The sequence below is a fragment of the Afipia carboxidovorans OM5 genome (assembly GCF_000218565.1).
GTDB lineage: Bacteria > Pseudomonadota > Alphaproteobacteria > Rhizobiales > Xanthobacteraceae > Afipia > Afipia carboxidovorans.
The window spans coordinates 3131419-3151772 of sequence record NC_015684.1 but is presented as its reverse complement, the minus strand read 5'-3'; the positions used below and the strand labels follow the sequence as shown (position 1 = coordinate 3151772).

The following is a 20354-nucleotide window of genomic DNA, read 5'->3' as shown; positions in this document are numbered from 1 at the left end:
TGCCTGCGGTGGAAGACTCTTTATGACGTGGGAAATTGTCGATGTTCTGATCGCTGGAGGTGGCAATGCCGCGCTCTGTGCTGCCATCTCTGCGCGTCGACAGGGAGCGAGCGTCCGCATCGTCGAGGTCGCACCGAAATTCTATCGTGGCGGCAATACCCGCCACACCCGCAACATGCGATGCGCCCATGACAGCGCCACTGAAACCCTGACGGGCCCCTATCCTGAAGAAGAGTTCTTCGAGGATTTGTTGCGCGTGACGGGCGGCAACACGAACCAGGAGCTGGCCCGGTTCATGATCTCCGAATCCAAGGAGATGTTGGATTGGATTACTGAGCAAGGCGTCCGGTTTCAGCCCTCGCTTGGCGGCACGCTGGGTCTTGGGCGTACGAACTCGTTCTTTCTGGGCGGCGGTCGCGCCATGCTGAATGCGCTGTATCGCACGGCGGAAGCACTTGGCGTTGAAATTCACTATGACGCCGAAGTTGTCGGGCTCGAACGGGATGGCGACGAGTTTCAGGCCGCCCGCGTGCGAATAGGAGAGAGCGTGGAAAACATGCCGGCGCGGTCCTTCATCGCGGCGGCCGGCGGATTTGAAGCCAATATCGATTGGTTGAAGCAGGGGTGGGGCGAGATCGCGGATAATTTCCTCATTCGCGGCACGCCCTATAATCGCGGCGGCGTTCTCCGATTGCTGCTTGATGCCGGGGCCCAGCCCAATGGCGATGTCACACAGTGCCACGCCGTCGCTATCGATGCCCGGGCTCCGAAGTTCGATGGCGGAATTATCACCCGGCTCGATTGTGTCGTGTTCGGCATTGTCGTCAATCGCAACGCCGAGCGCTTCTACGATGAGGGCGAGGACATTTGGCCGAAGCGCTACGCGATCTGGGGCCGGCTGGTGGCGGCCCAGCCTGAGCAGATCGCTTATATTATTTTTGATTCACGCTCATTGAAGCTGTTCATGCCTTCGCTGTTTCCGCCGATTCGGGCGGATAGCATCTCCGAACTTGCGGAAAAACTCGATCTCGATCCGCAAGCGCTGAACCGCACGGTGACGACCTTCAATGCCAGCGTTCGGGATGGCGATTTCGATTCAACTGTTCTGGACAACTGCCACACTGAAGGGCTGAGCCCGCCGAAAAGCCACTGGGCGCGGCGGCTTGAAACTCCACCCTATTATGCTTTCCCGGTTCGACCCGGCATCACCTTCACCTATCTCGGCACCAAGGTGAACCGGGAAGCGCGGATCATGATGCAGGACGGCCGGCCGGCCACGAACATGTTTGCAGCCGGAGAAATTATGGCGGGCAACGTCCTTGGTCAGGGCTATGCCGCCGGAATCGGAATGACGATTGGAAGCGTCTTTGGACGCGTTGCCGGAAAAGGCGCGGCCGATTATGCACAGCAGTGAGACCTTGAAAGAAGCTGATCGTCTGATGACGATCTGCAATTCATGCCGTTACTGCGAAGGGCTCTGCGCGGTGTTCCCGGCCATGGAACTGCGCCGGTCTTTCACCGACGGAGACCTCAACTATCTGGCCAATCTCTGCCATGCCTGCGGCGCGTGCTATCATGATTGTCAGTTCTCGCCGCCCCACGAGTTCAACGTCAACGTCCCACGCGTGATGGCCGAGGTGAGAGCCGAGTCGTATCAGTCTTACGCCTGGCCGCATTTTGCGCGCGGTATATTCGAGAGGAACGGCCTTGCGATTGCGCTTCTCACGGCTTTGTCGATTGCCGTGTTCATCGGCGGATTTGTGGGGTGGCATGATCCTGCGGTGATGTTCGGAAAGCACACTGGAGAAGGCGCGTTCTATCGCCTGATGCCGCATAATGCGATGGCGGGGCTTTTCGGCGCGATATCGCTTTACGTTCTGCTAGCGTTGTTTATGGGCTTCCGTGCGTTCTGGAAGGATATTGGCGCCGTTCCAAGCGTTACGCTGGATAGCCGGTCGCTCTTCACGGCGCTGCACGATGTGTTGCGATTGCGCTATCTCGACGGCGGGGGCGTGGGCTGTTTCAATAAGGATGAAAATCCGACCGACGGGCGCAGGCTGTACCATCACCTGACGTTCTACGGCTTCGCGCTGTGCTTTGCCGCGACATCGGTGGCCACGCTCTATCACTACCTGCTGGGTCGGGAGGCTCCTTACCCCTGGTACGATTTGCCGGTGGTGCTCGGCGCACTCGGCGGGATTGGGTTGCTCATCGGGCCGGTCGGCCTGATGAAAGCCAAGTTCCTGCGCAATCCAATGATGGTGGACAAGCCTCGCCTCGGCATGGATACGGCATTCATTGCGATGCTTTTTCTGACCAGCCTGACGGGGCTGCTTCTGCTGGTTCTGCGCGCCACCCCGGCCATGGGAACGCTGCTCGCTCTGCATTTGGGCATTGTTTTCAGCCTTTTCCTGACCATGCCTTATGGCAAGTTCGTTCATGGATTGTATCGGGCTGTCGCCCTGGTCCGGTATGCATGGGAATTCCGCCAGTTCAACGCACCTGCTGCGGCGGACGTTAAACCCAAAGAGAACATCAAAATTGCCGCATAGGGTGTGGCAGGCACGAAGGGATGATATCACCCCACGACGACAGCAAGGGTAGCCGGAATTTCCGATATGGATAGTCAGGTGAAACATATCGTCTCGGCAGGAAGGGTGATCGGTTGATGGTCAAGAGCGTCACATACACTGCGCTTCCCGGATTGCCGTTGGTTGAGCCCGGAGACGACCTTGGCAACATCATTGCCGAGGGCGTGCGACGTGCTGAGATTGTCGTGGCCGATGGCGATATCTTCGTGATCGCGCAGAAGATCGTTTCCAAGGCCGAGAACCGTTACGTTGACCTGAATGAGATTGTGCCGTCTGCACAGGCGCTGGAGCTTGCGAAGACAGTCGGCAAAGATCCTCGTCATATCGAAGTCGTTCTTTCGGAATCGACCGAGGTGGTGCGTTTCCGCCAGAACGTGATGATCGTAGCTCATCGGCTCGGCTTTGTTATGGCCAATGCCGGCATCGACGAATCCAATATTGCCCATGACGATGGAAAGGCACGCGTTCTGCTGCTGCCGAAAGACCCGGATGCAAGCGGTGAGATGCTCCGGCAGCAACTGCAGCGGACGTTTGGCGTCAAGATCGGTGTTATTATCAATGACAGCTTCGGCCGCCCATGGCGAAATGGGGTGGTTGGGGTCGCGATTGGAAGCGCGGGCATTCCGTCATTGCAAAGCATGATCGGCGCGCCCGATCTGTTTAATCGTGCCATGCGTGTCACCGAGATTGCGATAGCTGATGAATTGGCCGCCGCCGCTTCATTGGTGATGGGACAGGCCGCTGAAGGGCTGCCAGTCGTTCACATCCGCGGTTTTCACAGTGAAGCCGCGCACTCTCCGGCTTCGGTGCTGGCACGGCCGAAGGCGCAGGATATGTTCCGATGAGTGGGGCGATGCACATACCGCGTGAGGAGGGGCGTGTGGTGGCCCTGTGTGGCGGCGTTGGGGGCGCCAAGCTGGCCTTTGGGTTGCAGAAGGTGCTTGGCTCCAAGCTTCATGTCGTCATCAACATGGCAGACGATTTCGAGCATCTCGGGCTGCATATCTCGCCTGATCTCGATACGGTTCTCTATACGCTCGGCGGGCTCAACGACAGGCAGCGCGGATGGGGGCGGGCCGACGAGAGCTGGAATTTCATGGAAGCGATCGGACAGATCGGCGGCGAAACATGGTTCGCGCTTGGCGATCGCGATCTGGCTCTGCATGTCGAGCGAACACGCCGTCTCGCGAACGGTGAAAGCCTCACGCAGATTGTGCAAGATATCGCCCGGAATTTTGGCATCACCGCCCATCTCTGGCCGGTGACGGATGATCCGGTTCGTACTGTTGTCGTTACTCCAGAAGAAGAGCTCGCATTTCAGCGCTATTTCGTAGCACTGCGTTGCGAACCTGCTGTGCGTGCGATCCGCTTCGACGGTGCAGAGAGCGCACGCCTTGCGAAAGGTGTGAGGGACGCCCTTCAGTCTGAGGGATTGCGGATGATCATTATCTGCCCCTCGAATCCATTTCTGAGCATTGACCCGATCCTGGCTGCGCCGGGCTTGCGTGAGGCGCTGCGAGCTGCGGACGTGCCGATCGTGGCCGTTTCTCCACTGGTCGCGGGACAGGCTGTAAAGGGGCCGACGCGTAAGATTATGGATGAACTGCAGGTGGAGGCGACGACCGCCAGCATCGCCGCACACTATGGTGATCTGATCGATGGGCTGGTCATCGACGTGGGTGATGTCGCCGAAGGTGCGGCGCTGAGTGTCGCCGTGCATGCGGCGCCCACGCTAATGACCGACGATGAATCGAAAATAGAACTGGCGCGAAACGTTCTTGCCTTCGGAGACGCGCTCGCAAGAACCGCAAGGAAAGAGACCAGATAACATGGCCCGCTCGGATGCATTCGTGATCCTGCCGGTCAAGGCGTTCGTCGGTGCCAAAAGCCGCCTTGCGCCTTTGTTGAGCGTTGGTGAGCGGACGATGTTGGCACGGGTCATGCTGAACGATGTTCTCGATGCTGCCATCGCGGCCGTAGGTCCACAATCTGTTTCTGTCGTGACAAGCGCTGACGACGTGGCTGATCATGCGCGGCGCGCAGGTGTTGGTGTCATCGATGATGAAGGCGCTCGGGGCACGAATGCGGCCGTGAAAGTCGGCTTTGCCCGGATTGCCGCTCGGCGCCGCGGGGCCGTATTGACGCTATCAAGCGACATTCCAGGCCTCATCCCGTCCGATATTGTCGCACTCATCTCCGCTGCAGAACGCTCACGCGTTGCATTGGCTCCGGCCTGTGACGATGGTGGCACGAATGCCTTGGCTTGCGACGTGGTTGGTCGGATTCCGCTGTGTTTTGGGCCGGGCAGCTTTGCGCGCCATATCGCTGCCGCTAACGCGGCGGACGTCCGCCCGGCCGTTTTACTCAATCAGCGCCTCGGCCTCGATCTCGATGAGCCGCATCATCTGATGCAATTTCTTGATCGCGGGACTTCAACGCAAACCGACGCCTATCTCCGCGTGCTCCGGCTGAAGGAGCGGAAAGGGCACAGCTTCGTGGTTGCCGCGCAGCAAGCGACCGGCGCCAGACGGTTGGCAGTTTAGAGGCAAAGATGGAAGTCGAGCGGATGTTGACGGAGCAATTGAGCCGGGCGGATATCACCGGCGATGAGGTGATGAACCTCATTGGTCATGTGCCGCTGGACGAGTTGATGCATCTCGCTGCAGCCCGACGCGATCATTCTCACGGCGATAAGATATCGTATTCTCGGAAAGTTTTCATTCCGCTGACGCAGCTTTGCCGCGACGTCTGCCATTATTGCACCTTCGCGCATGCTCCACGCGAAGGCGAGCGTGCGTTTCTCACGCCGGATGAAGTGCTGGCTATTGCGCGCGAAGGGCAGGCGGCCGGCTGCAAGGAGGTTCTGTTCACGCTCGGTGACAAGCCGGAAATGCGTTACCGCGTGGCGCGTGAAGAGCTGGACAAGTTGGGGTATCCGACGACGCTTGCCTATCTGGAGGCAATGGCGTGGCTGGTATTCAAGGAAACCGGGCTGCTGCCGCACCTCAACCCCGGACTGATGGAGGCGGATGACATTGCCGCGCTTCGTAAGGTTTCGATCTCGCAAGGGATCATGCTGGAGAGTCTTTCTAAGCGACTGTGCGAGCGTGGTAGTCCGCATTTTGGGTCGCCCGATAAAGACCCACAGATGCGGCTGCGGACGATTGCGTTTGCCGGCGAGCAAATGGTGCCTTTCACCACCGGCATTCTGATCGGAATTGGCGAGACCCGACAGGAGCGGATTGAATCCTTGCTCGCACTGCGCGCGGTCGATGCGCAGTATGGCCACATCCAGGAGATCATCGTCCAGAACTTCCGGCCGAAGCCGAATACGCGAATGGCCGGTGTTGAAGCCGCACCGCTTGAAGAGCACCTGTGGTCGATCGCGGTCGCGCGGCTTTTGTTCAGGCCGGATATGAACATCCAGGCCCCCCCAAACCTCAGCCCGGGCCTTCTCGATCGGATTGTCTCGGCAGGCATCAATGATTGGGGCGGTGTCTCGCCCGTCACGCCGGATCATGTCAATCCGGAAGCGCCGTGGCCGCACCTCGCGCGGCTTGAGGCGGCGACACGGCAAAGCGGCAAGGTGCTGGTCGAGCGGCTGGCCATCTATCCGGCCTATGCGCGGCGTCTTGATCGGTGGGTCGATCCTTCGCTGCAGACCAGGCTGCTTGCATGGGTTGATGGCAACGGCTGGCCGCGTCGCGACAACTGGTGTCCTGGTGCGCTGATCGATCCTCCCACGCAGGATCTGGCGTTGTTGGGGAGTGGCGTAGCTGCACCTGCGAAGCTGAGCGCCTATGCCGGCGTCGTCGCACGTGCACAGGCCGGCCAGAGACTCGATGAGGCCGAAGTCGCAAGACTGTTTGAGGCGGAAGATTCTGATTTCATCGCTGTGTGCCGGGCAGCCGACGAGTTGCGCCGTTCCGTCAATGGCGACGCTGTCAGCTACGTGGTGACGCGAAATATCAACTACACCAACATCTGCTATTTCAAGTGTCAGTTCTGCGCCTTTTCCAAAGGGAAGCTGTCGGAGAACCTGCGCGGACGTCCCTATGACCTCGGTCTGGATGAGATTACTGGTCGTGTACGTGAGGCATGGGAACGTGGCGCCACCGAAGTCTGCATGCAGGGCGGAATCCATCCTGCATATACCGGTGAGACTTATCTTTCGATCTGCCACGCGGTGAAGAGGGCGGCCCCCGATATTCACGTTCATGCCTTCTCACCACTCGAGGTATTTCAAGGCGCGAAGACGCTGGGTATTCCGGTCGTCGATTTTCTCGGAGAGCTGAAGCGAGCCGGGCTTGGCACGCTGCCGGGGACTGCTGCGGAAGTTCTTGATGATGAAGTCCGTGCCGTGCTGTGCCACGACAAGATCAACACGGCGCAGTGGCTTGACGTAATGCGCACAGCGCATCGCGCCGGCTTGCGCAGCACAGCGACGATTATGTTCGGCCACATCGATCGCTATGATCATTGGGCACGACACATTTTGCGTATTCGCGATTTGCAGAGCGAGACGGGTGGCTTCACGGAATTTGTGCCTCTGCCTTTCGTGCACATGGAAGCGCCGATCTATCTCAAGGGGCGATCTCGCAAGGGGCCAACCTTCCGCGAGACCGTTCTGATGCACGCGGTCGCTCGCCTTGTCCTGCATGAGCGGATTGCCAATGTGCAGGCCTCATGGGTGAAGCTTGGTGAAGCGGGAGTACGCGCCTGTCTGAAGGCTGGTGTGAACGACCTTGGCGGTACGCTGATGGATGAGACAATTTCGCGTTCGGCTGGTGCAAGTCATGGCCATGAAATGACACCGCAGGCGATGGAAATGCTGATATCGGGAGCGGGGCGTACTCCCCGCTTGCGGACGACGCTTTACGCAGACGCTTCCAGCGAGCGCAGGACGACTGCATTTCGTGCCGCACGACAAAGAAATGAGATGGCTGTTGAGCGTTGTTTCGGATAGTTGCGGTGAATTTTTCGCTCTGGCTCCGTCGCCTCAGCCCGAATAAGCCCAAGGGGCGATGAGACCCGCCTGGGGTCGAAATCGTTTCAGGCTGCACATCCACGGGATTAAAGTTCCTTCCCAAAGATCCGTATGCGGAGGAGATTGACTGGTCCAAAGAAGCGGGTATATACCCAAATAATTGAGCTTGGAGAACTGCCCGGTGTTGGACGTGGATTGCTATTGCACATTGGCGCGCCGGTCGGCCCGTGCTCTTACGGAGTTCTATGATGCTGCGCTTATCCCATCTGGTCTGAAGATCACGCAGTATTCTCTGCTTCGGGCTGTTGAACGGCTTGAACAGTCATCGCTGACCGAGTTGGCCGAGGCGACTGGTCTTGATCGTTCCACTCTTGGCCGAAATCTTCGCGTCTTGGAGAGAACCGGGTTCGTTGTGCTCGGCCCCGCAAAGGACGAACGAGCCTGTGTCGCTAAACTGACGCTCAAGGCACGGCACGCCCTTAAGATCGCTCACACGCTCTGGACGGAAGCTCAGGCCAAAGTGGAATCTGCTGTTCCGACAAAGACCAAACAGTATCTGCGAACCCTAGCCAAAGTCGTCGAGGCCTGAGACCGACTGAAAGGACCTTAGTTCAATAGTGATCGCAGAATATGGGTATGTACCCATATGGAGTGGGTAAAATGAATTTGTCATCCAGAAGTAAGGCCATCCTCATTTGTGGCGCGGTCATCCTGTCCGTATCCCTCGGAGTTCGCCATACCTTCGGCCTCTTTCTTCAGCCAATCGTCATGGAGCAGGGCTGGGGTAGAGAAGTTTTCGCGTTTGCCATCGCCATCCAGAACCTTGTCTGGGGTATTGCCCAGCCCTTTGCGGGGCTTGCGGCAGATCGGCGGGGCGCCGGGCCGGTTATTCTTGTTGGAGGACTGCTGTTTGCGTCGGGCGTGGGGCTGATGTCCGTGGCGGGGTCCATCCCGATCTTCGTGATTGCGGCGGGTATCCTCGTGGGTTTGGGACTGTCGGGAACGACTATGCCCGTAGTCTTCGGAGCTATCAGCCGTGCCATGCCCCCTGAGAAGCGAAGCATGGCCTTTGGGATTGCGATGTCGGTCGGATCGCTCGGTCAGTTCATTCTGCTTCCCGGAGCTTTGGGGCTGATCGATCACGTTGGTTGGGCGTACTCGCTCATGCTGCTTTCGGCGCTGTCTGCAGTAATCCTGCCGCTGTCTTTTGCTTTGCGGGAGAATCGCAAGGACCAGGTCGGTACGACAAACCTCGAGGCGCACCGGGCTGCGAGACTGGCGCTTGGAGACAGAGGTTTTCAGCTCTTGAGTTTCGGTTTCTTTGTATGCGGATTCCATGTCGTCTTCATTGCGATCCACATTCCCGTCTATCTTCTTGACGCCGGTCTGAGCTCGACCGTTGGCTCGACGGTCCTCGCCCTGATTGGCCTTTTCAATATTTTCGGCTCGCTCGCTGCAGGATGGCTCGGCGGAAGATTTCCCAAGCCGCAACTCCTGTCGTTTCTTTATCTTGCACGCGCTGCAACGATCGCAGCGTTTGTCCTGCTGCCCCCAACGCCGACATCCGCATATGTATTCGCGATGCTGATGGGATTTCTCTGGCTGTCGACGGTCCCGCTCACGAATGGCATCGTCGCGTCAATGTTCGGGGTGACAAACATGGCCATGCTCGGGGGCGTTATTTTCCTTGCCCATCAAATCGGATCGTTCCTTGGTGGTTGGCTCGGCGGAGCCATCTATGACAGGTTCGGCAGTTACGACATTGTATGGGCTGTCGCCATCGGACTAAGTCTCGTTGCGGCCGCGGTGAACTGGCCGATCGCGGAGCGTCCCGTCATGAAGGCTGTGGCAACATGAGTGGAACGACACGTCAGATTGCGGTCACTGCGGCTCTCGTTGCGACGGGTAGTCTGTTGGTAGCAGCGTGGAATGGCTATCGCGCGGCGGCGCTGCTGCTCCTCTTCGACGCGTTACCCTTATGCGGTTAAGCGGTTTCTTGCTTCATTGCGGAAGATCCGTTGTGTAGCGGCATCCCGATTTTCTCAGCGCAACCTGAAGACTGTCGGTTGAAATATCGCGGACGGTGGTGTTTGAGCCAACCGCGATGCTTGCGGAAAGGCCGGCCGCCTGATCGGTAGCCATGCAGGCCGGCTAGGGAATTTCGTGGGCCATCAAAGCATCAAGGAAGTGAGAGTCCGCCTGATGCTGACGAAATGCGTGCATGTGAAGGGCGTAAGGCTGTGAGCCACGCTTACGGTCGCCCGTGGTTTCACGCCCGTAGACTCGCACAATTACACCTGAAAGTTGAAGGTGTTGGCGGGTCGGGAGTCTGCAAAAACCCGCATAAAATGCGGCTTTTGTTGTCTAATAGGCAACCTTTCTAAAGGTGTATTTTAAACATTCCTTATGAAATCAGTGGTTGTACTCATGCCCGAACTTTCCAGGGTGGTCTGACTTCCGGCCTCCTATCAAATTTACTTCGGAAATACTGCTGTGCCCGCCAGATGTGGCGAACAGGAAGATGAGCTGAGGCGCGAGGCCGTCGAGTCAGCGTTTCATCTCAAGATGTCGCGAGACGAGCATTCGCTGTTTCATTGAGTTTTTTCCGGCGAGTGCAACAGTTCCCGGCATCCTGAAAAGCGAGGGTTAAAACAGCACGCGAGACGACGTGCGAAGGCCTGTGTTTGTGCGGGCACGTTGATCAAGGGAGTTTTAATAGAGGAGGGAAGGTAACGTGAGTGGCGATGATCACGAGTTTATCAATCCGAATGACCCGCTCTATTACGCACCCCGCGCCATGCGCGACCGCGCGAGAGATTCGGAAGCCATTCCGACGGACTTCCGCTATAGCCGTAATGTAGGATCGTTATCCGACGAGATGTCGTCTCGATACGACGACCTGCGCGACTTGCCCTGGCAGGATAGATCTGATGCGTTTGCCAACGCTGTCGCTCAGGCACTCGAAGACAGGCGGCAGGCCGAGCGGGTCGAGGCGCCTCCCGCCCTGAGACAAAAATCCCGCAGCCCCATGCGTATTATTGTTCGTCTTGCCATCGCGGCCGCTCTGGCGACAGCGATCATAGCGCCCTTTGTCCTGCTTGGACCGGAGCTCTGACCAATCTGATGGCGCCACGGCTGCAATCTCCTCGATCGTGCAGTCGCTGAAAGCCTCCTTGTTTCCAGCGCCACCGCCGCGCCGAACGCCGCCCACACTTGCGGTTCAGGACGGTAGCGGCATTGTTAACGAACCGCTGAAGCTCGGAGTCAGCGTGACCTCGCCGCCGCCCGAGGCCAGCGTAACCATCAAGGGATTGCCGGCGGGTGCACGACTAACCTTCGGTAAGCGCATGGCGACGAACGAATGGCGCGTGGCAACCAGCGAGATTGCAAACACCTCGGTCATTCCTCCTGATGAATTCGTTGGCCAGGCGAACCTCACTGCAGAGCTTCGTGATGCCGACGGGACAACCCTGGTTAAAGGCGCGATGCGGCTCGCATGGGCGCCGGTGTGGCGGCCGGGTGCAGCGGCGGTTGATATCCATGCTCCTCCTACCGGTTTGCGACCCGTAGAAAGCAGCGTCCGCGCAATCACCCCGGCCGAAATCAATGGCTTTATCCAGCGTGGCGCCGAACTGTTGGAGAGCGGCGATTTGCTGGCGGCGCGATTGCTGTTCCAGCGTGCGGCGGATGCACGTGATCCGCGTGCCGCCCTCGCGCTCGGGAAAACTTACGATCCGCTCTTTCTCAAGCAATTCGGCGCCGGTGGACCGATCGCTGATCGGGAGCAGGCTCGTCACTGGTATCAGAAATCGAAGGAATGGGGCGACCCCACTGCCCAGATCCAACTGGATGCGCTCTCAGCGGCGCGCTGACCGATAACCACTCACTTTGCTGCACAAGATATTTGAGGACCCGAGATGAACACTCGATCGGCAATCAAGGCGGCCCTAGGCGCGATGTTGTCCGCCGCTATCGTGTTGGCTCTTCCCATCGCCAACACCTCGGCAGACGAGCGGGGTGAAGTTGATCCGGCTTCCGTCAGCGATGGGTTGAAAGCGATTTTCAGCTACTCGAGCAGCAATAAAGCCAACAAGGAACGCCTCAACGCAAACACCGTCACACTGATCTCAGGCACGATCGGTGGCACCTATGTCCAGTTTGGCGCCGACCTTGCATCGGTGCTCGACGATGGCGACCAGATGCGTGTGCTACCGATTGTCGGGCGCGGCTCGGTCCAGAGCATCGCCGACATCCTCTATCTGCGCGGCGTCGATATCGGGATTATCCGTGCCGACACGCTCGATTACCTCGAGAGGAAGGGCTTCACCGGAAGCATCAAAAATCAGTTCGCCTATATCACCAAGCTCTACAATGAGGAGATGCACGTAATCGCGCCGACGTCGATCCGCAGCCTCGCCGATCTCAATGGCAAGCGCGTCGCGATCGACTTGCCGAACGGCGGTACATTTGTGACGGCTATCACCATTTTTGAGAGGCTCGGGATCAAGCCGATCTACTCCTATACGGAGCAACGCATCGCTTACGACAAGCTGAAGCGCGGTGAACTCGATGCGGTGATTGCGGTGCAGGGCAGTCCGTCAAAGGCCGTCAGCCAGGTTCGGGGCGATAACCTGCACTTCGTGCCTATCCCTTATAGTGCGCCGCTGCAGGCTGATTACCTACCTGCGGTGCTCAAGGCTGAAGACTATCCGGCCCTGATTCCTCCGGGCGGTCGCGTCGATACGGTTGCGGTGCCGGCTATTCTCGCGGCCTATAACTGGCCGGTGAAGTCTGAGCGCTATCACAAGGTGGAACGCTTCGTGCAGGTGTTCTTCAACAAGCTCAGCCGCCTGCAGCAGCCGCCGTTCCATCCCAAATGGAAAGAGACCGTTCTCAGCGCCCCGCTCAAAGGCTGGACGCGTTTCCCCGCGGCACAGGAATGGCTCGATCAGCATGCGGTGGCGACCAGTGCCACGCGTGAGAAATTCGACAGCTTTCTCGCGATGCAATCTGGCGCGTCAGGTAATCGTACGCCTCGTACACCTGAGGAAAACGACGCGCTCTATCAGCAATTCCTGAAATGGCAGAAGGCGACAGGGCAGAAGCCTTGATGGCGGCTGGCGCTATTTCGAGAAATGTGTGAAGGGGCCGGGTTGTGCCTCGCGTGCATTTTATTTCGGCCGCGATGCGTCGTAGGTGCGTCGTCGCTTGAGATAGTAATCGAGAGGGAAGCGGATCGGGACGCCTTCGAGGGCTGCGGCCAGCATCTCCAGATGTGCATCGAAGCCGGCGCATGCTTTCGCTATGTCTTCGCTTGCCGGCAACCGCACGGTCAGCGTCAGTTGCGTTCCTTCTTTGACGGGGATGAGTTCCCAACATAACGGCCGCTGAGGTTGGTCGCCGCTGCTCCATGAATACTCAATCAGCCGCGGCGGATCGAACTGCAGAATGGTGCTCTCAATGACCGTTCCGCTGTCGGCGAAATCGATACGGACCGCACCGCCGGGACGCAACTCGATGGTACCCGCTGCAAGCCACTGACAAAGAGCCTGCGGTTCGGTGAGCATGCGCCAGACCGCATCTCGATCATGCCCGAGAACCCGCGCAAGCCGTGCCTCGAAGCCGTTGTCGAGGCGTGTGATTGCGCCCAGGGGAGCCTCTTCTTCCATCGAACCGTCCTCAGCACCCAAGCCTGTTGCCGGATTCGCCCGGCTGTTTTCATGACGAATTGCCGATTCTGATACAGGACCTGGTCCGGGACGACTTTGTCCTAACGCAACGTGGGGAAGGGCTTTCGGTTGACGCCGTCTGGTGCCAGCACGACAATTACAGAGGCTTTCGTAGGGAGTAATATCTTAAAACGAATCCGATGATTGATTGGAGGCCGGTATGGCAAAATTTGTCGTCGGCGATCATGTGAGCTGGAATTCCGAGGCCGGCCGTGTGACTGGCCGGATTATTCGCGTTCATCACGCAGACTTCGACTACAAGGGTTATCGGCATCGCGCGTCGAAGGACGATCCTCAATACGAAATCCAAAGCGACAAGACGGATCATATCGCCGCTCACAAAGAAGCCGCGCTGACGAAAATCCGTTAATGGCCGCGCAATTTACTGCTATCGCCGCAGCGGCGATTGGCTGATCCGCTTTTTTTCGTGCAAGAGTGATTACTTCCGCCGGGTGAGGCCGAGACAAAGCGCGCCGGCACCATTCCCGTTCCGGAAATGCGGCTCAATCAGTACGTAAGTAAGGATTAGAGTTTAGCGCTGATGGCCAAGCCCGATGCCAAGCTTCAAGGCTTTCTGGCGAAGTGAGCCTTCCGTGCGCTTCATCTGCTTTGCAATCTTTGCGACAGGCGTTCTGGCCTTCGAGTGAGCGCGCAGGGTTTTGATGTCGTCTTTGGTAAAGAGGCGACGGGCGCGCGTCTTCGCAACCTTTTTCTTGGCAGTCTTCTTTGCAGCTTTCTTGACTGTTTTCGCCATTCAACCTCTCCTGAACAAATGCCGGAGGCGCTTTAACACATCATCGGTCGAGATCAAGAAGTGGAGACCATTTCCGATCTCCACTTCAGGGCATTAAACGGCGTCCTTGGCAGCCTTGACCGGGCGCGCACGCACGATCTTGCGGGCGGGCTTGGCTTTGAACGTCATCGGCTCGCCGGTGAACGGGTTGGTGCCTTTGCGGGCCTTCGTTGCCGGCTTCTTGATCACGACAAACTTGGCGAAGCCCGGGACGAGAAACACCCCGTTCTTCTTAAGTTCTTTGTAGCCGAGGGTGGCGAGCGATTCGAGAACGCCCTTGACGTCCCGCTTCGAGAGTTCGTTCGTTTCAGCGATCTTTTCGATCAGCTGCGATTTCGTCATTTGAGTGGCCATGCTGACTCCATTGATTCGGATCGCCGAGAATACTCGATTTACCGCGTTTTTAGCGGTCCGCGGGACGTTACCCACTGTCATTGGAGGCTAATTAGGAGGCAGGTGATCCGATCGACGGGATTTTGAACGCAATCCGGAGCCGTGTAGGGAGGGCTCGGGGTTAACTGTAGCCACGTCCGCTCCCCCGGCTGGCGGGACCTAGTTTCCTGGCCGGGGTTCGGTGAAGTATTTTTCGATCTCGTAAGTCGGCTGGTTTGTCAGGTCTTTCTCGATTTCGGTAAGAACCTGCCTGCGAACGCTGTCGGCCAGCGTCCCGCGCAGATCGCCGATCACCCGCGGCGGTGCGATGATAACGATATTTTTGACATCCTCATCTTCGACATAGCGCTTGAGCGAATCTGCCGTCGTCTCGATGAACCGCTGTTCTTCGACGACGTGCCAGTCCGTCGTTTCGACCTGGCTGCGCCGCGATGTGCTGCTCTCGTGGACGCGCCCCGGCCGATCCGTTCCTTGCTCTCTGGTCGGGGGATTGTCGTCTTTATAAGCTCGCGCGACGACGAGGTTTGGAAAAACCTCGTCTCCAGCGTTTCGCAGAAACAGCGCTTTTCTGCCATCGGCGACGAGGACCAGCGCGGCAGGGGGCAGCTTGATTTTGCTCATGTGAAGCGATCCCTTTCTGTGACGGTCCAACGAGGTTGCCGAACTTACTTAGGCATGGCTGACCCGGGCGACCACCGTGCCGGGTTCCACGATGCTGTTCTGCTGCGCAAAGATCGTAAGTCGTCCCGTATCCGGTGACTTCAACCTCACGAGCTGATTTTCGATCCGCAAATCGACCAGCGGATCGTCCGACGCAACATCCGCGCCGTCGGCAACGAGCCATTTTTCGACGGTTCCTTCGGGCAGCATTCTGGTGACCCAGAAACCGGACGAAACGACCAAGTCGGCCATGATAGTGCTCCATCGTGGTAAGCCCCTGCCACCGCTTACCCTGATACGCGCATGGCCTGATTTCGCTTTGACGCCCATCAAGGCGCCAGCGGGTCGGAACACTAATCTCATAACAGTGATTAGATCAGAGCTGGCGCCGGGTGCTCCCTGAGAGCCACAAGCTGACGGGCGCTCACCTCTCGTGTTTTTCAAACAAGGGCTCACCAATGCTGAAGCAGATGTGTCTTGGCGCAATCCTCGCAGGCGGGATGATCGGTTCGGGCTGGGCGATGGAAGATCCTGCTGTTCAGCGGGGGAGGACGTTTGCGCGGGTCCGCTGCGCGCAATGTCATTCAATTGATCGTGTGACCGAGAGCCCGCTCAAAATCGCGCCGGCATTCCGCACCCTTCATACGAGATACCCCGTTGAGACACTTGCCGAAGCACTGGCTGAAGGTATCTCGACCGGGCATCCGACCATGCCGGAATTTCGGCTGGACCCCGATCAGGTCGGCGATTTCATCGCATTCCTGCAATCGCTGGAAAAGCCGCGGTAGGCCTGCGGCTGGCACCGGATGCCGTAACCCGCGGATGCTTTATTTCTGAGGCGGAAAAACCTGATTGCTGAACGGCGAGGCAGTCGGGACCTGCATGACGATATATTCGCGGCCAATCGCCTGATGGCAGGCATTGCAGGCAGCCGTCAGTGCTGCATACGCTTGACTGAACTTTCCGGCATCCTTGGCCTCTATCGCAGCGCTGATATCCTTGGTCGGCTCGATGAGCATTTCGACATCAGCGACAGGTACGTTCGGATAGAGAAGGGCGATGTCGCGGAAATTCTCCATCATCAGATCGACTTCATAGGATGCGAGAGGCCAGTTATTCGATCTGCCGGCGAACCACAGTTTGAGATGGCGAGTCTGCATGGTGCTCATGAGATCGCCGAGATGCGGAAAGTAAGCCTCCCGCGAAAGTATATTGGTGGAGCTACCCTTCGTTGCGCCCGGGGCCAGAATGGCTGCGAAGAGGACGACTGTCAGACCCGCTATCGTTCGTGGAACACGCATGATGGGCTCCTTTTTATCAGACGATATTTAGCCGGATGTCGGAATTCCAGGTTGATTTTACTCAATACGGGCTTGCTCTGCACGGGGAAGTCTCCGGTCTTTGCGCGGTTGATTGTATCGTATGGTTCGGCGAGCGTGCCAAAGTGCGACCAAAAGCCGGTGCGAACGGGCGATCTGCGCCGAGATGGCCATGCCGTTCTGTTGATCTGGCTCATGTCGTTCCGGTACCCTTGCGCGCATTTTCAGGCCGTCAGGATTCCGCTGAACCCGAGGGGAGGTCGTCATGAGCTACAAGTCGATTGGTGTCAGCATGGCGCTCGAAGCCTCCAACAGGGCATGCCTGACGGCTGCAATCGAGATTGCCGAGCGTTTCGACGCCCGGGTGATCGGGATGGCGGGCACGATCATGCCGGCGCCGCTTTATTTTACTGACGGCCAGTATGGGGAAGAGTTGTTCAAGCGCGAAGAGGTGCAACTCCGTGCACGTCTCGCCAGTGCGGAGGAGGAGTTCCGCAACGTCGTGGGTTGCCGCATCAAGCAGATCGAATGGCGCGCAGACCTGCAGATTGCAAAGGACTTCATTCCGGCTCAGGCGCGAAGCGTCGATCTCGTGATTGTCGCCGCGCAGCCGGAGACGGACGCCGATCCGTATTCGAGCACGAGCCCGTCCGATCTCGTGATGGAAACGGGGCGACCGATCCTGGTCGTACCGCCGTCGACGACGTGGTTCGACCCGCGCCGGATTCTGGTCGCCTGGAAAGACACCCGTGAGTCGCGGCGGGCTATTCTGGATGCGTTGCCGTTCCTGCAAAGGGCCGAAGACGTGATCGTCGTGGAGGTTTGCCCGGCGGCGGACGAACAGGCCGCGAGCGAGCGGGTCAAGGACGTCTCGGCTTGGCTGCTCAAGCATGGCGTGACGGCGTCGACCACCACGGTGACAGAGGTCAATGCACCGGACGATCTGGAGGCGCTTGCCTCCGATATGAATGCCGGCCTGATTGTCGCCGGCGCTTATGGACACTCCCGGCTGCGGCAATGGGTTCTCGGCGGAGTGACGCGACAGTTCGTGACGCGGCCGTCGCGGTGCGTGCTGCTGTCACGCTGATGGCAGCGCGCCGCGATTTTTGACTGAGGGCGATTTTGCCGAAGACGACAGCCCAGATTCTGCGCGACTATCGCGGCCCGGCTCTTTTCAGTTTCGGTTTCCGTCCGTTCTTTCTTCTGGCCTCGATCTGGGCAAGCCTTGCGATCCTGCTTTGGATGTTGCCGATGCTCGGCGCGGCCGAGGGGATGTCTGCGCTCCTCACCCGTGACTGGCATGTGCACGAGATGCTGTTCGGCTACACCGGTGCGGTGATCGTGGGTTACATGACCGTCGCCGGAGCCAACTGGACCGGACATTATCCTATCGCGGGTCAGCCGATCGTCCTGCTGGTCGCCTTGTGGATCGCCGGGCGGATTGCGATGCTGGCCTATCCCGTTCTTGGTCCGGTGGCTTCGCTCATCGACGCGGCTTTCCTCATCCTGTTTGCCTGCGCTCTCTGGCGCGAACAACTCGTTGCCCGAAACTGGCGTGGGCTTGCTCCCTGCATCGTCATATCCCTGCTGGCGATTACAAATGTCGGTTTTCACGCGGGCGCGGTTGCGCCGGATCTCGGCGTAATATCGGAGCGGATGGCCATTGGCCTCATCACTTTTCTTATCGCGCTCACGGGCGGACGTCTCGTCCCGAGCTTCACCCGCAACTGGATGGCGCAACGCGGTCTCAAGCCCGAGCCGGCGTCCTATGGGCCGTTCGATCTGATCGCGCTCGGCGTCGCCGGGGCGGGGCTTTCACTATGGATTGTTCAGCCCTCAATGCGGCCCGGCGGTGTGTTGCTGATGATCGCCGGCGTGAGTCTTCTTGTGCGCCTCCTGCGCTGGCGAGGGTGGGTCACCGTCAGTGATGGCATGGTGTTCATCCTCCACCTTGGGTACTTCTGGTGCGCACTCGGGCTCGCGATGCTTGGAGCCTCCATTCTGTTTCCGAGCCAAGTGCCCGGAACGGCCGCGATCCATGCTCTGACGGCAGGCGCGATTGGTGTCATGACCTTGGCTGTGATGACGCGCATCAGTTGCAGCCACACCGGGCGCGAGCGGCGTGCCAATAACGCTACGCTTGTCGTTTATGCGCTCGCCAACATCGCGGCCGCCACGCGCGTGGTTGCGCCGTTTGCCATGTCACATTATCTGGAATTGCTGGCGGTTTCGGCTGCCTGCTGGTCGTTAGCTTTCGGCCTGTTTGCGCTGGACTATGGCCCGACGCTCGTCCGCCCTTGGCGTAGAGTGTGAGCATTCAGCAAACCCAAAACGATTGATGGTGGCGTCTGTTTGCAGACGCCACCATCAAATTGCATCCATCGGATGAGAGTTACGGCTTACTGCTTCTTGCCGCTGGCGTCGAACTGCTTGAGGAAGGCGACCAGATCGTCGGTCTTCTTCTGATCTTTCAGGCCGGCGTAGATCATCTTGGTACCGGGCACCTTGGCCTTCGGATCCTTGATGTATTCGCGGAAAGTTGCCTCATCCCATGTGAGACCCGAATTCTTGTTGGCTGCGGAATAGTTGTAGCCGGCCACGCTGCCCGCCTTGCGACCGATGAGGCCATTGAGCTCAGGGCCAACGCCGTTCTTGGCCGTCTCGCCAATCTGATGGCAGGCCTTGCACGCTGCGAAAACCTTCTCGCCCGCGGCGGCATCCTGCGCCTGGGCTTGGCTGATACTCGCGCTGGCCAGAGCCAGCACAGTCGCAAACATGATCTCTCTCATTCTTTCTTCTCCCTTATGAGATTGCCCATCATGGGCTGGTTGATGGTCAGTTCTTCGGCGCACAGGCGAGCGGCGAAGATGTCACTATTTCAGGCGCCGTGCACAAGCGTTTTTCCATTTGCGTCGGTGAGATGGACCTGAATATTCGGCCGTGCCGCCACGATCTCACGAATGCGCGACGCGGGCAGCATGCTGAAAGCCGTCGAGAACGCATCGGCCTCGGTCGCGGTCGGCGCGATGACGCTGACCGAGCGATATCGCGACGGGCTCTGGCCGGTGTGCGGGTCGAACAGATGAGTAAAGCGGCCGGTAGGGCCGAAGCTGAATCCCGAGCCGGCCGTAGTTGCGACTGCCCGATCGACGAGCCCGATGGTTTCGCTCATCTGATCCGGTCTGTCTGGATCGGCAAGGCCGACCTGCCATGGCGTGCCATCCGGCTTTGCGCCGAGCGCGCGAATTTCGCCCATATTGACGAGAGTGGTCGAAAGGCCTGCCGCGCGCAGCGTCTCCGTGACGCGGTCAGTGGCATAGCCTTGCGCGATGCCGTTTAGCGTGATCGCGCTGCCGGGCCTCAGCAGGGCGATCCGGTCCGCGCTGACCTTGAGATGTCGATAGCCCACTTTCGACAACGCCTCAGCGACCTTGTCCGCTGACGGCCCGCCTGGCGCAGGGTGCTCCTGTGCAAAATGCGCCGCATACAAATTCCACAGCGGCTGCACGGTTGGATCGAACGCGCCGTCCGTCAGCGCGGCAAAGTCGAGCGCTGCTCGCAGCAGTGCGACCATATCGGCATCGGGTGATACCAGAACGCCGGTCCGGTTCAGCGAACAGATCGCCGAGTCCGGCCGATACAGGCTGAACTGCTGCTCGAGCCGGCGCACATCCTGCACGCACAGATGAACCAGCCGCTCCGCTTCCGTCCGATCCGGATGATAAATCTCGATCGAGACCTGTGCGCCGAGTGCCGATCCGGTCCAGCGGATCGGCGTATTTGCCACGGCGCAGCGGCTGCCAACCAAAGCGGCCCCGCTCGCCATCGCAGCAATGGTGATCAACCTCCGGCGCGTAATGGATGAGTGAGTCATGGCGCTGC

23 protein-coding genes are annotated in these 20354 nt (G+C 58.8%); 15 read left to right on the top strand and 8 right to left on the bottom strand.

The window, feature by feature from the left end:
- Window positions 1-22: 22 nt before the first annotated feature.
- The 11 genes from tcuA (at window position 23) to OCA5_RS14830 (ending at window position 12689) form a co-directional block, all read left to right on the top strand.
- Complete coding sequence (gene tcuA, locus OCA5_RS14880) at window positions 23-1414, top strand: FAD-dependent tricarballylate dehydrogenase TcuA (protein ID WP_012562167.1); 1392 nt, start codon at window positions 23-25, stop codon at window positions 1412-1414.
- Window positions 1401-2552, top strand: coding sequence for a tricarballylate utilization 4Fe-4S protein TcuB (gene tcuB / locus OCA5_RS14875; protein ID WP_013913328.1), 1152 nt, complete (start codon window positions 1401-1403; stop codon window positions 2550-2552). Before tcuA ends, tcuB begins: the two co-directional genes overlap by 14 nt.
- A gap of 116 nt (window positions 2553-2668) precedes the next feature.
- A complete protein-coding gene (gene cofE / locus OCA5_RS14870) occupies window positions 2669-3436 on the top strand; it encodes a coenzyme F420-0:L-glutamate ligase (protein ID WP_012562169.1) in 768 nt (255 codons plus the stop codon).
- Window positions 3433-4419, top strand: a complete 987-nt coding sequence (cofD, locus tag OCA5_RS14865) for a 2-phospho-L-lactate transferase (protein WP_012562170.1) — start codon at window positions 3433-3435, stop codon at window positions 4417-4419. The genes cofE and cofD overlap by 4 nt, the downstream gene beginning before the upstream one ends.
- A 1-nt stretch (window position 4420) precedes the next feature.
- Window positions 4421-5134, top strand: a complete 714-nt coding sequence (gene cofC, locus OCA5_RS14860; protein ID WP_012562171.1) for a 2-phospho-L-lactate guanylyltransferase — start codon at window positions 4421-4423, stop codon at window positions 5132-5134.
- Between the two features lie 8 nt (window positions 5135-5142).
- Window positions 5143-7557, top strand: a complete 2415-nt coding sequence (cofH, locus tag OCA5_RS14855; RefSeq protein ID WP_012562172.1) for a 5-amino-6-(D-ribitylamino)uracil--L-tyrosine 4-hydroxyphenyl transferase CofH — start codon at window positions 5143-5145, stop codon at window positions 7555-7557.
- 202 nt (window positions 7558-7759) lie between these two features.
- Window positions 7760-8167 carry a MarR family winged helix-turn-helix transcriptional regulator gene (locus tag OCA5_RS14850; RefSeq protein ID WP_013913326.1) on the top strand — a complete coding sequence of 136 codons (408 nt, stop codon included), beginning with the start codon at window positions 7760-7762 and terminating at the stop codon, window positions 8165-8167.
- A 71-nt stretch (window positions 8168-8238) separates the two neighbouring features.
- Window positions 8239-9435 (top strand): MFS transporter, encoded by a 1197-nt coding sequence (locus tag OCA5_RS14845; protein ID WP_012562174.1) that lies wholly within the window; start codon window positions 8239-8241, stop codon window positions 9433-9435.
- A gap of 877 nt (window positions 9436-10312) precedes the next feature.
- Complete coding sequence (locus OCA5_RS14840) at window positions 10313-10693, top strand: hypothetical protein (protein ID WP_012562176.1); 381 nt, start codon at window positions 10313-10315, stop codon at window positions 10691-10693.
- 154 nt (window positions 10694-10847) lie between these two features.
- A complete protein-coding gene (locus OCA5_RS14835; protein WP_244396145.1) occupies window positions 10848-11450 on the top strand; it encodes a hypothetical protein in 603 nt (200 codons plus the stop codon).
- A 45-nt stretch (window positions 11451-11495) separates the two neighbouring features.
- Window positions 11496-12689 (top strand): TAXI family TRAP transporter solute-binding subunit, encoded by a 1194-nt coding sequence (locus OCA5_RS14830; protein WP_012562178.1) that lies wholly within the window; start codon window positions 11496-11498, stop codon window positions 12687-12689.
- A gap of 60 nt (window positions 12690-12749) precedes the next feature.
- On the opposite strand, the gene OCA5_RS14825 is transcribed toward OCA5_RS14830, so the two are convergent.
- Complete coding sequence (locus tag OCA5_RS14825) at window positions 12750-13247, bottom strand: SRPBCC family protein (protein ID WP_012562179.1); 498 nt, start codon at window positions 13245-13247, stop codon at window positions 12750-12752.
- A 220-nt stretch (window positions 13248-13467) separates the two neighbouring features.
- On the opposite strand from OCA5_RS14825, the gene OCA5_RS14820 reads away from it, so the two are divergent.
- Window positions 13468-13677: a hypervirulence associated TUDOR domain-containing protein gene (locus OCA5_RS14820; RefSeq protein WP_012562180.1), complete on the top strand. Its 210-nt coding sequence runs from the start codon at window positions 13468-13470 to the stop codon at window positions 13675-13677.
- A gap of 162 nt (window positions 13678-13839) precedes the next feature.
- Here the strand turns inward: OCA5_RS14820 and OCA5_RS14815 are convergent, their stop codons facing one another.
- From OCA5_RS14815 to OCA5_RS14800, 4 genes are all read right to left on the bottom strand, one after another.
- Window positions 13840-14061: a hypothetical protein gene (locus OCA5_RS14815; protein WP_012562181.1), complete on the bottom strand. Its 222-nt coding sequence runs from the start codon at window positions 14059-14061 to the stop codon at window positions 13840-13842.
- Between the two features lie 93 nt (window positions 14062-14154).
- A complete protein-coding gene (locus tag OCA5_RS14810; protein WP_012562182.1) occupies window positions 14155-14454 on the bottom strand; it encodes an HU family DNA-binding protein in 300 nt (99 codons plus the stop codon).
- Between the two features lie 198 nt (window positions 14455-14652).
- Window positions 14653-15114, bottom strand: coding sequence for a baeRF12 domain-containing protein (locus OCA5_RS14805; RefSeq protein WP_012562183.1), 462 nt, complete (start codon window positions 15112-15114; stop codon window positions 14653-14655).
- 48 nt (window positions 15115-15162) lie between these two features.
- Window positions 15163-15405: a biotin/lipoyl-containing protein gene (locus OCA5_RS14800; RefSeq protein ID WP_012562184.1), complete on the bottom strand. Its 243-nt coding sequence runs from the start codon at window positions 15403-15405 to the stop codon at window positions 15163-15165.
- Between the two features lie 206 nt (window positions 15406-15611).
- On the opposite strand from OCA5_RS14800, the gene OCA5_RS14795 reads away from it, so the two are divergent.
- The gene (locus OCA5_RS14795; protein WP_012562185.1) at window positions 15612-15941 is read left to right on the top strand and encodes a c-type cytochrome; all 330 of its coding nucleotides are present in this window, start codon (window positions 15612-15614) and stop codon (window positions 15939-15941) included.
- Window positions 15942-15980: 39 nt separating this feature from the next.
- Here the strand turns inward: OCA5_RS14795 and OCA5_RS14790 are convergent, their stop codons facing one another.
- Window positions 15981-16454 (bottom strand): hypothetical protein, encoded by a 474-nt coding sequence (locus OCA5_RS14790; RefSeq protein ID WP_013913325.1) that lies wholly within the window; start codon window positions 16452-16454, stop codon window positions 15981-15983.
- A 283-nt stretch (window positions 16455-16737) separates the two neighbouring features.
- Here OCA5_RS14790 and OCA5_RS14785 point away from each other — a divergent pair, with 283 nt between their 5' ends.
- Together OCA5_RS14785 and OCA5_RS14780 are read left to right on the top strand one after the other, a co-directional pair.
- Entirely contained in the window at window positions 16738-17559 is an 822-nt protein-coding gene (locus tag OCA5_RS14785) for a universal stress protein (RefSeq protein WP_012562187.1), read from the top strand.
- A gap of 35 nt (window positions 17560-17594) precedes the next feature.
- Entirely contained in the window at window positions 17595-18785 is a 1191-nt protein-coding gene (locus OCA5_RS14780) for an NnrS family protein (RefSeq protein WP_012562188.1), read from the top strand.
- Between the two features lie 86 nt (window positions 18786-18871).
- Here OCA5_RS14780 and OCA5_RS14775 read toward each other — a convergent pair whose 3' ends face one another.
- Together OCA5_RS14775 and OCA5_RS14770 are read right to left on the bottom strand one after the other, a co-directional pair.
- Window positions 18872-19261 carry a c-type cytochrome gene (locus OCA5_RS14775; protein ID WP_013913324.1) on the bottom strand — a complete coding sequence of 130 codons (390 nt, stop codon included), beginning with the start codon at window positions 19259-19261 and terminating at the stop codon, window positions 18872-18874.
- 89 nt (window positions 19262-19350) lie between these two features.
- The gene (locus tag OCA5_RS14770; protein WP_013913323.1) at window positions 19351-20346 is read right to left on the bottom strand and encodes an FAD:protein FMN transferase; all 996 of its coding nucleotides are present in this window, start codon (window positions 20344-20346) and stop codon (window positions 19351-19353) included.
- Window positions 20347-20354 lie beyond the last annotated feature (8 nt).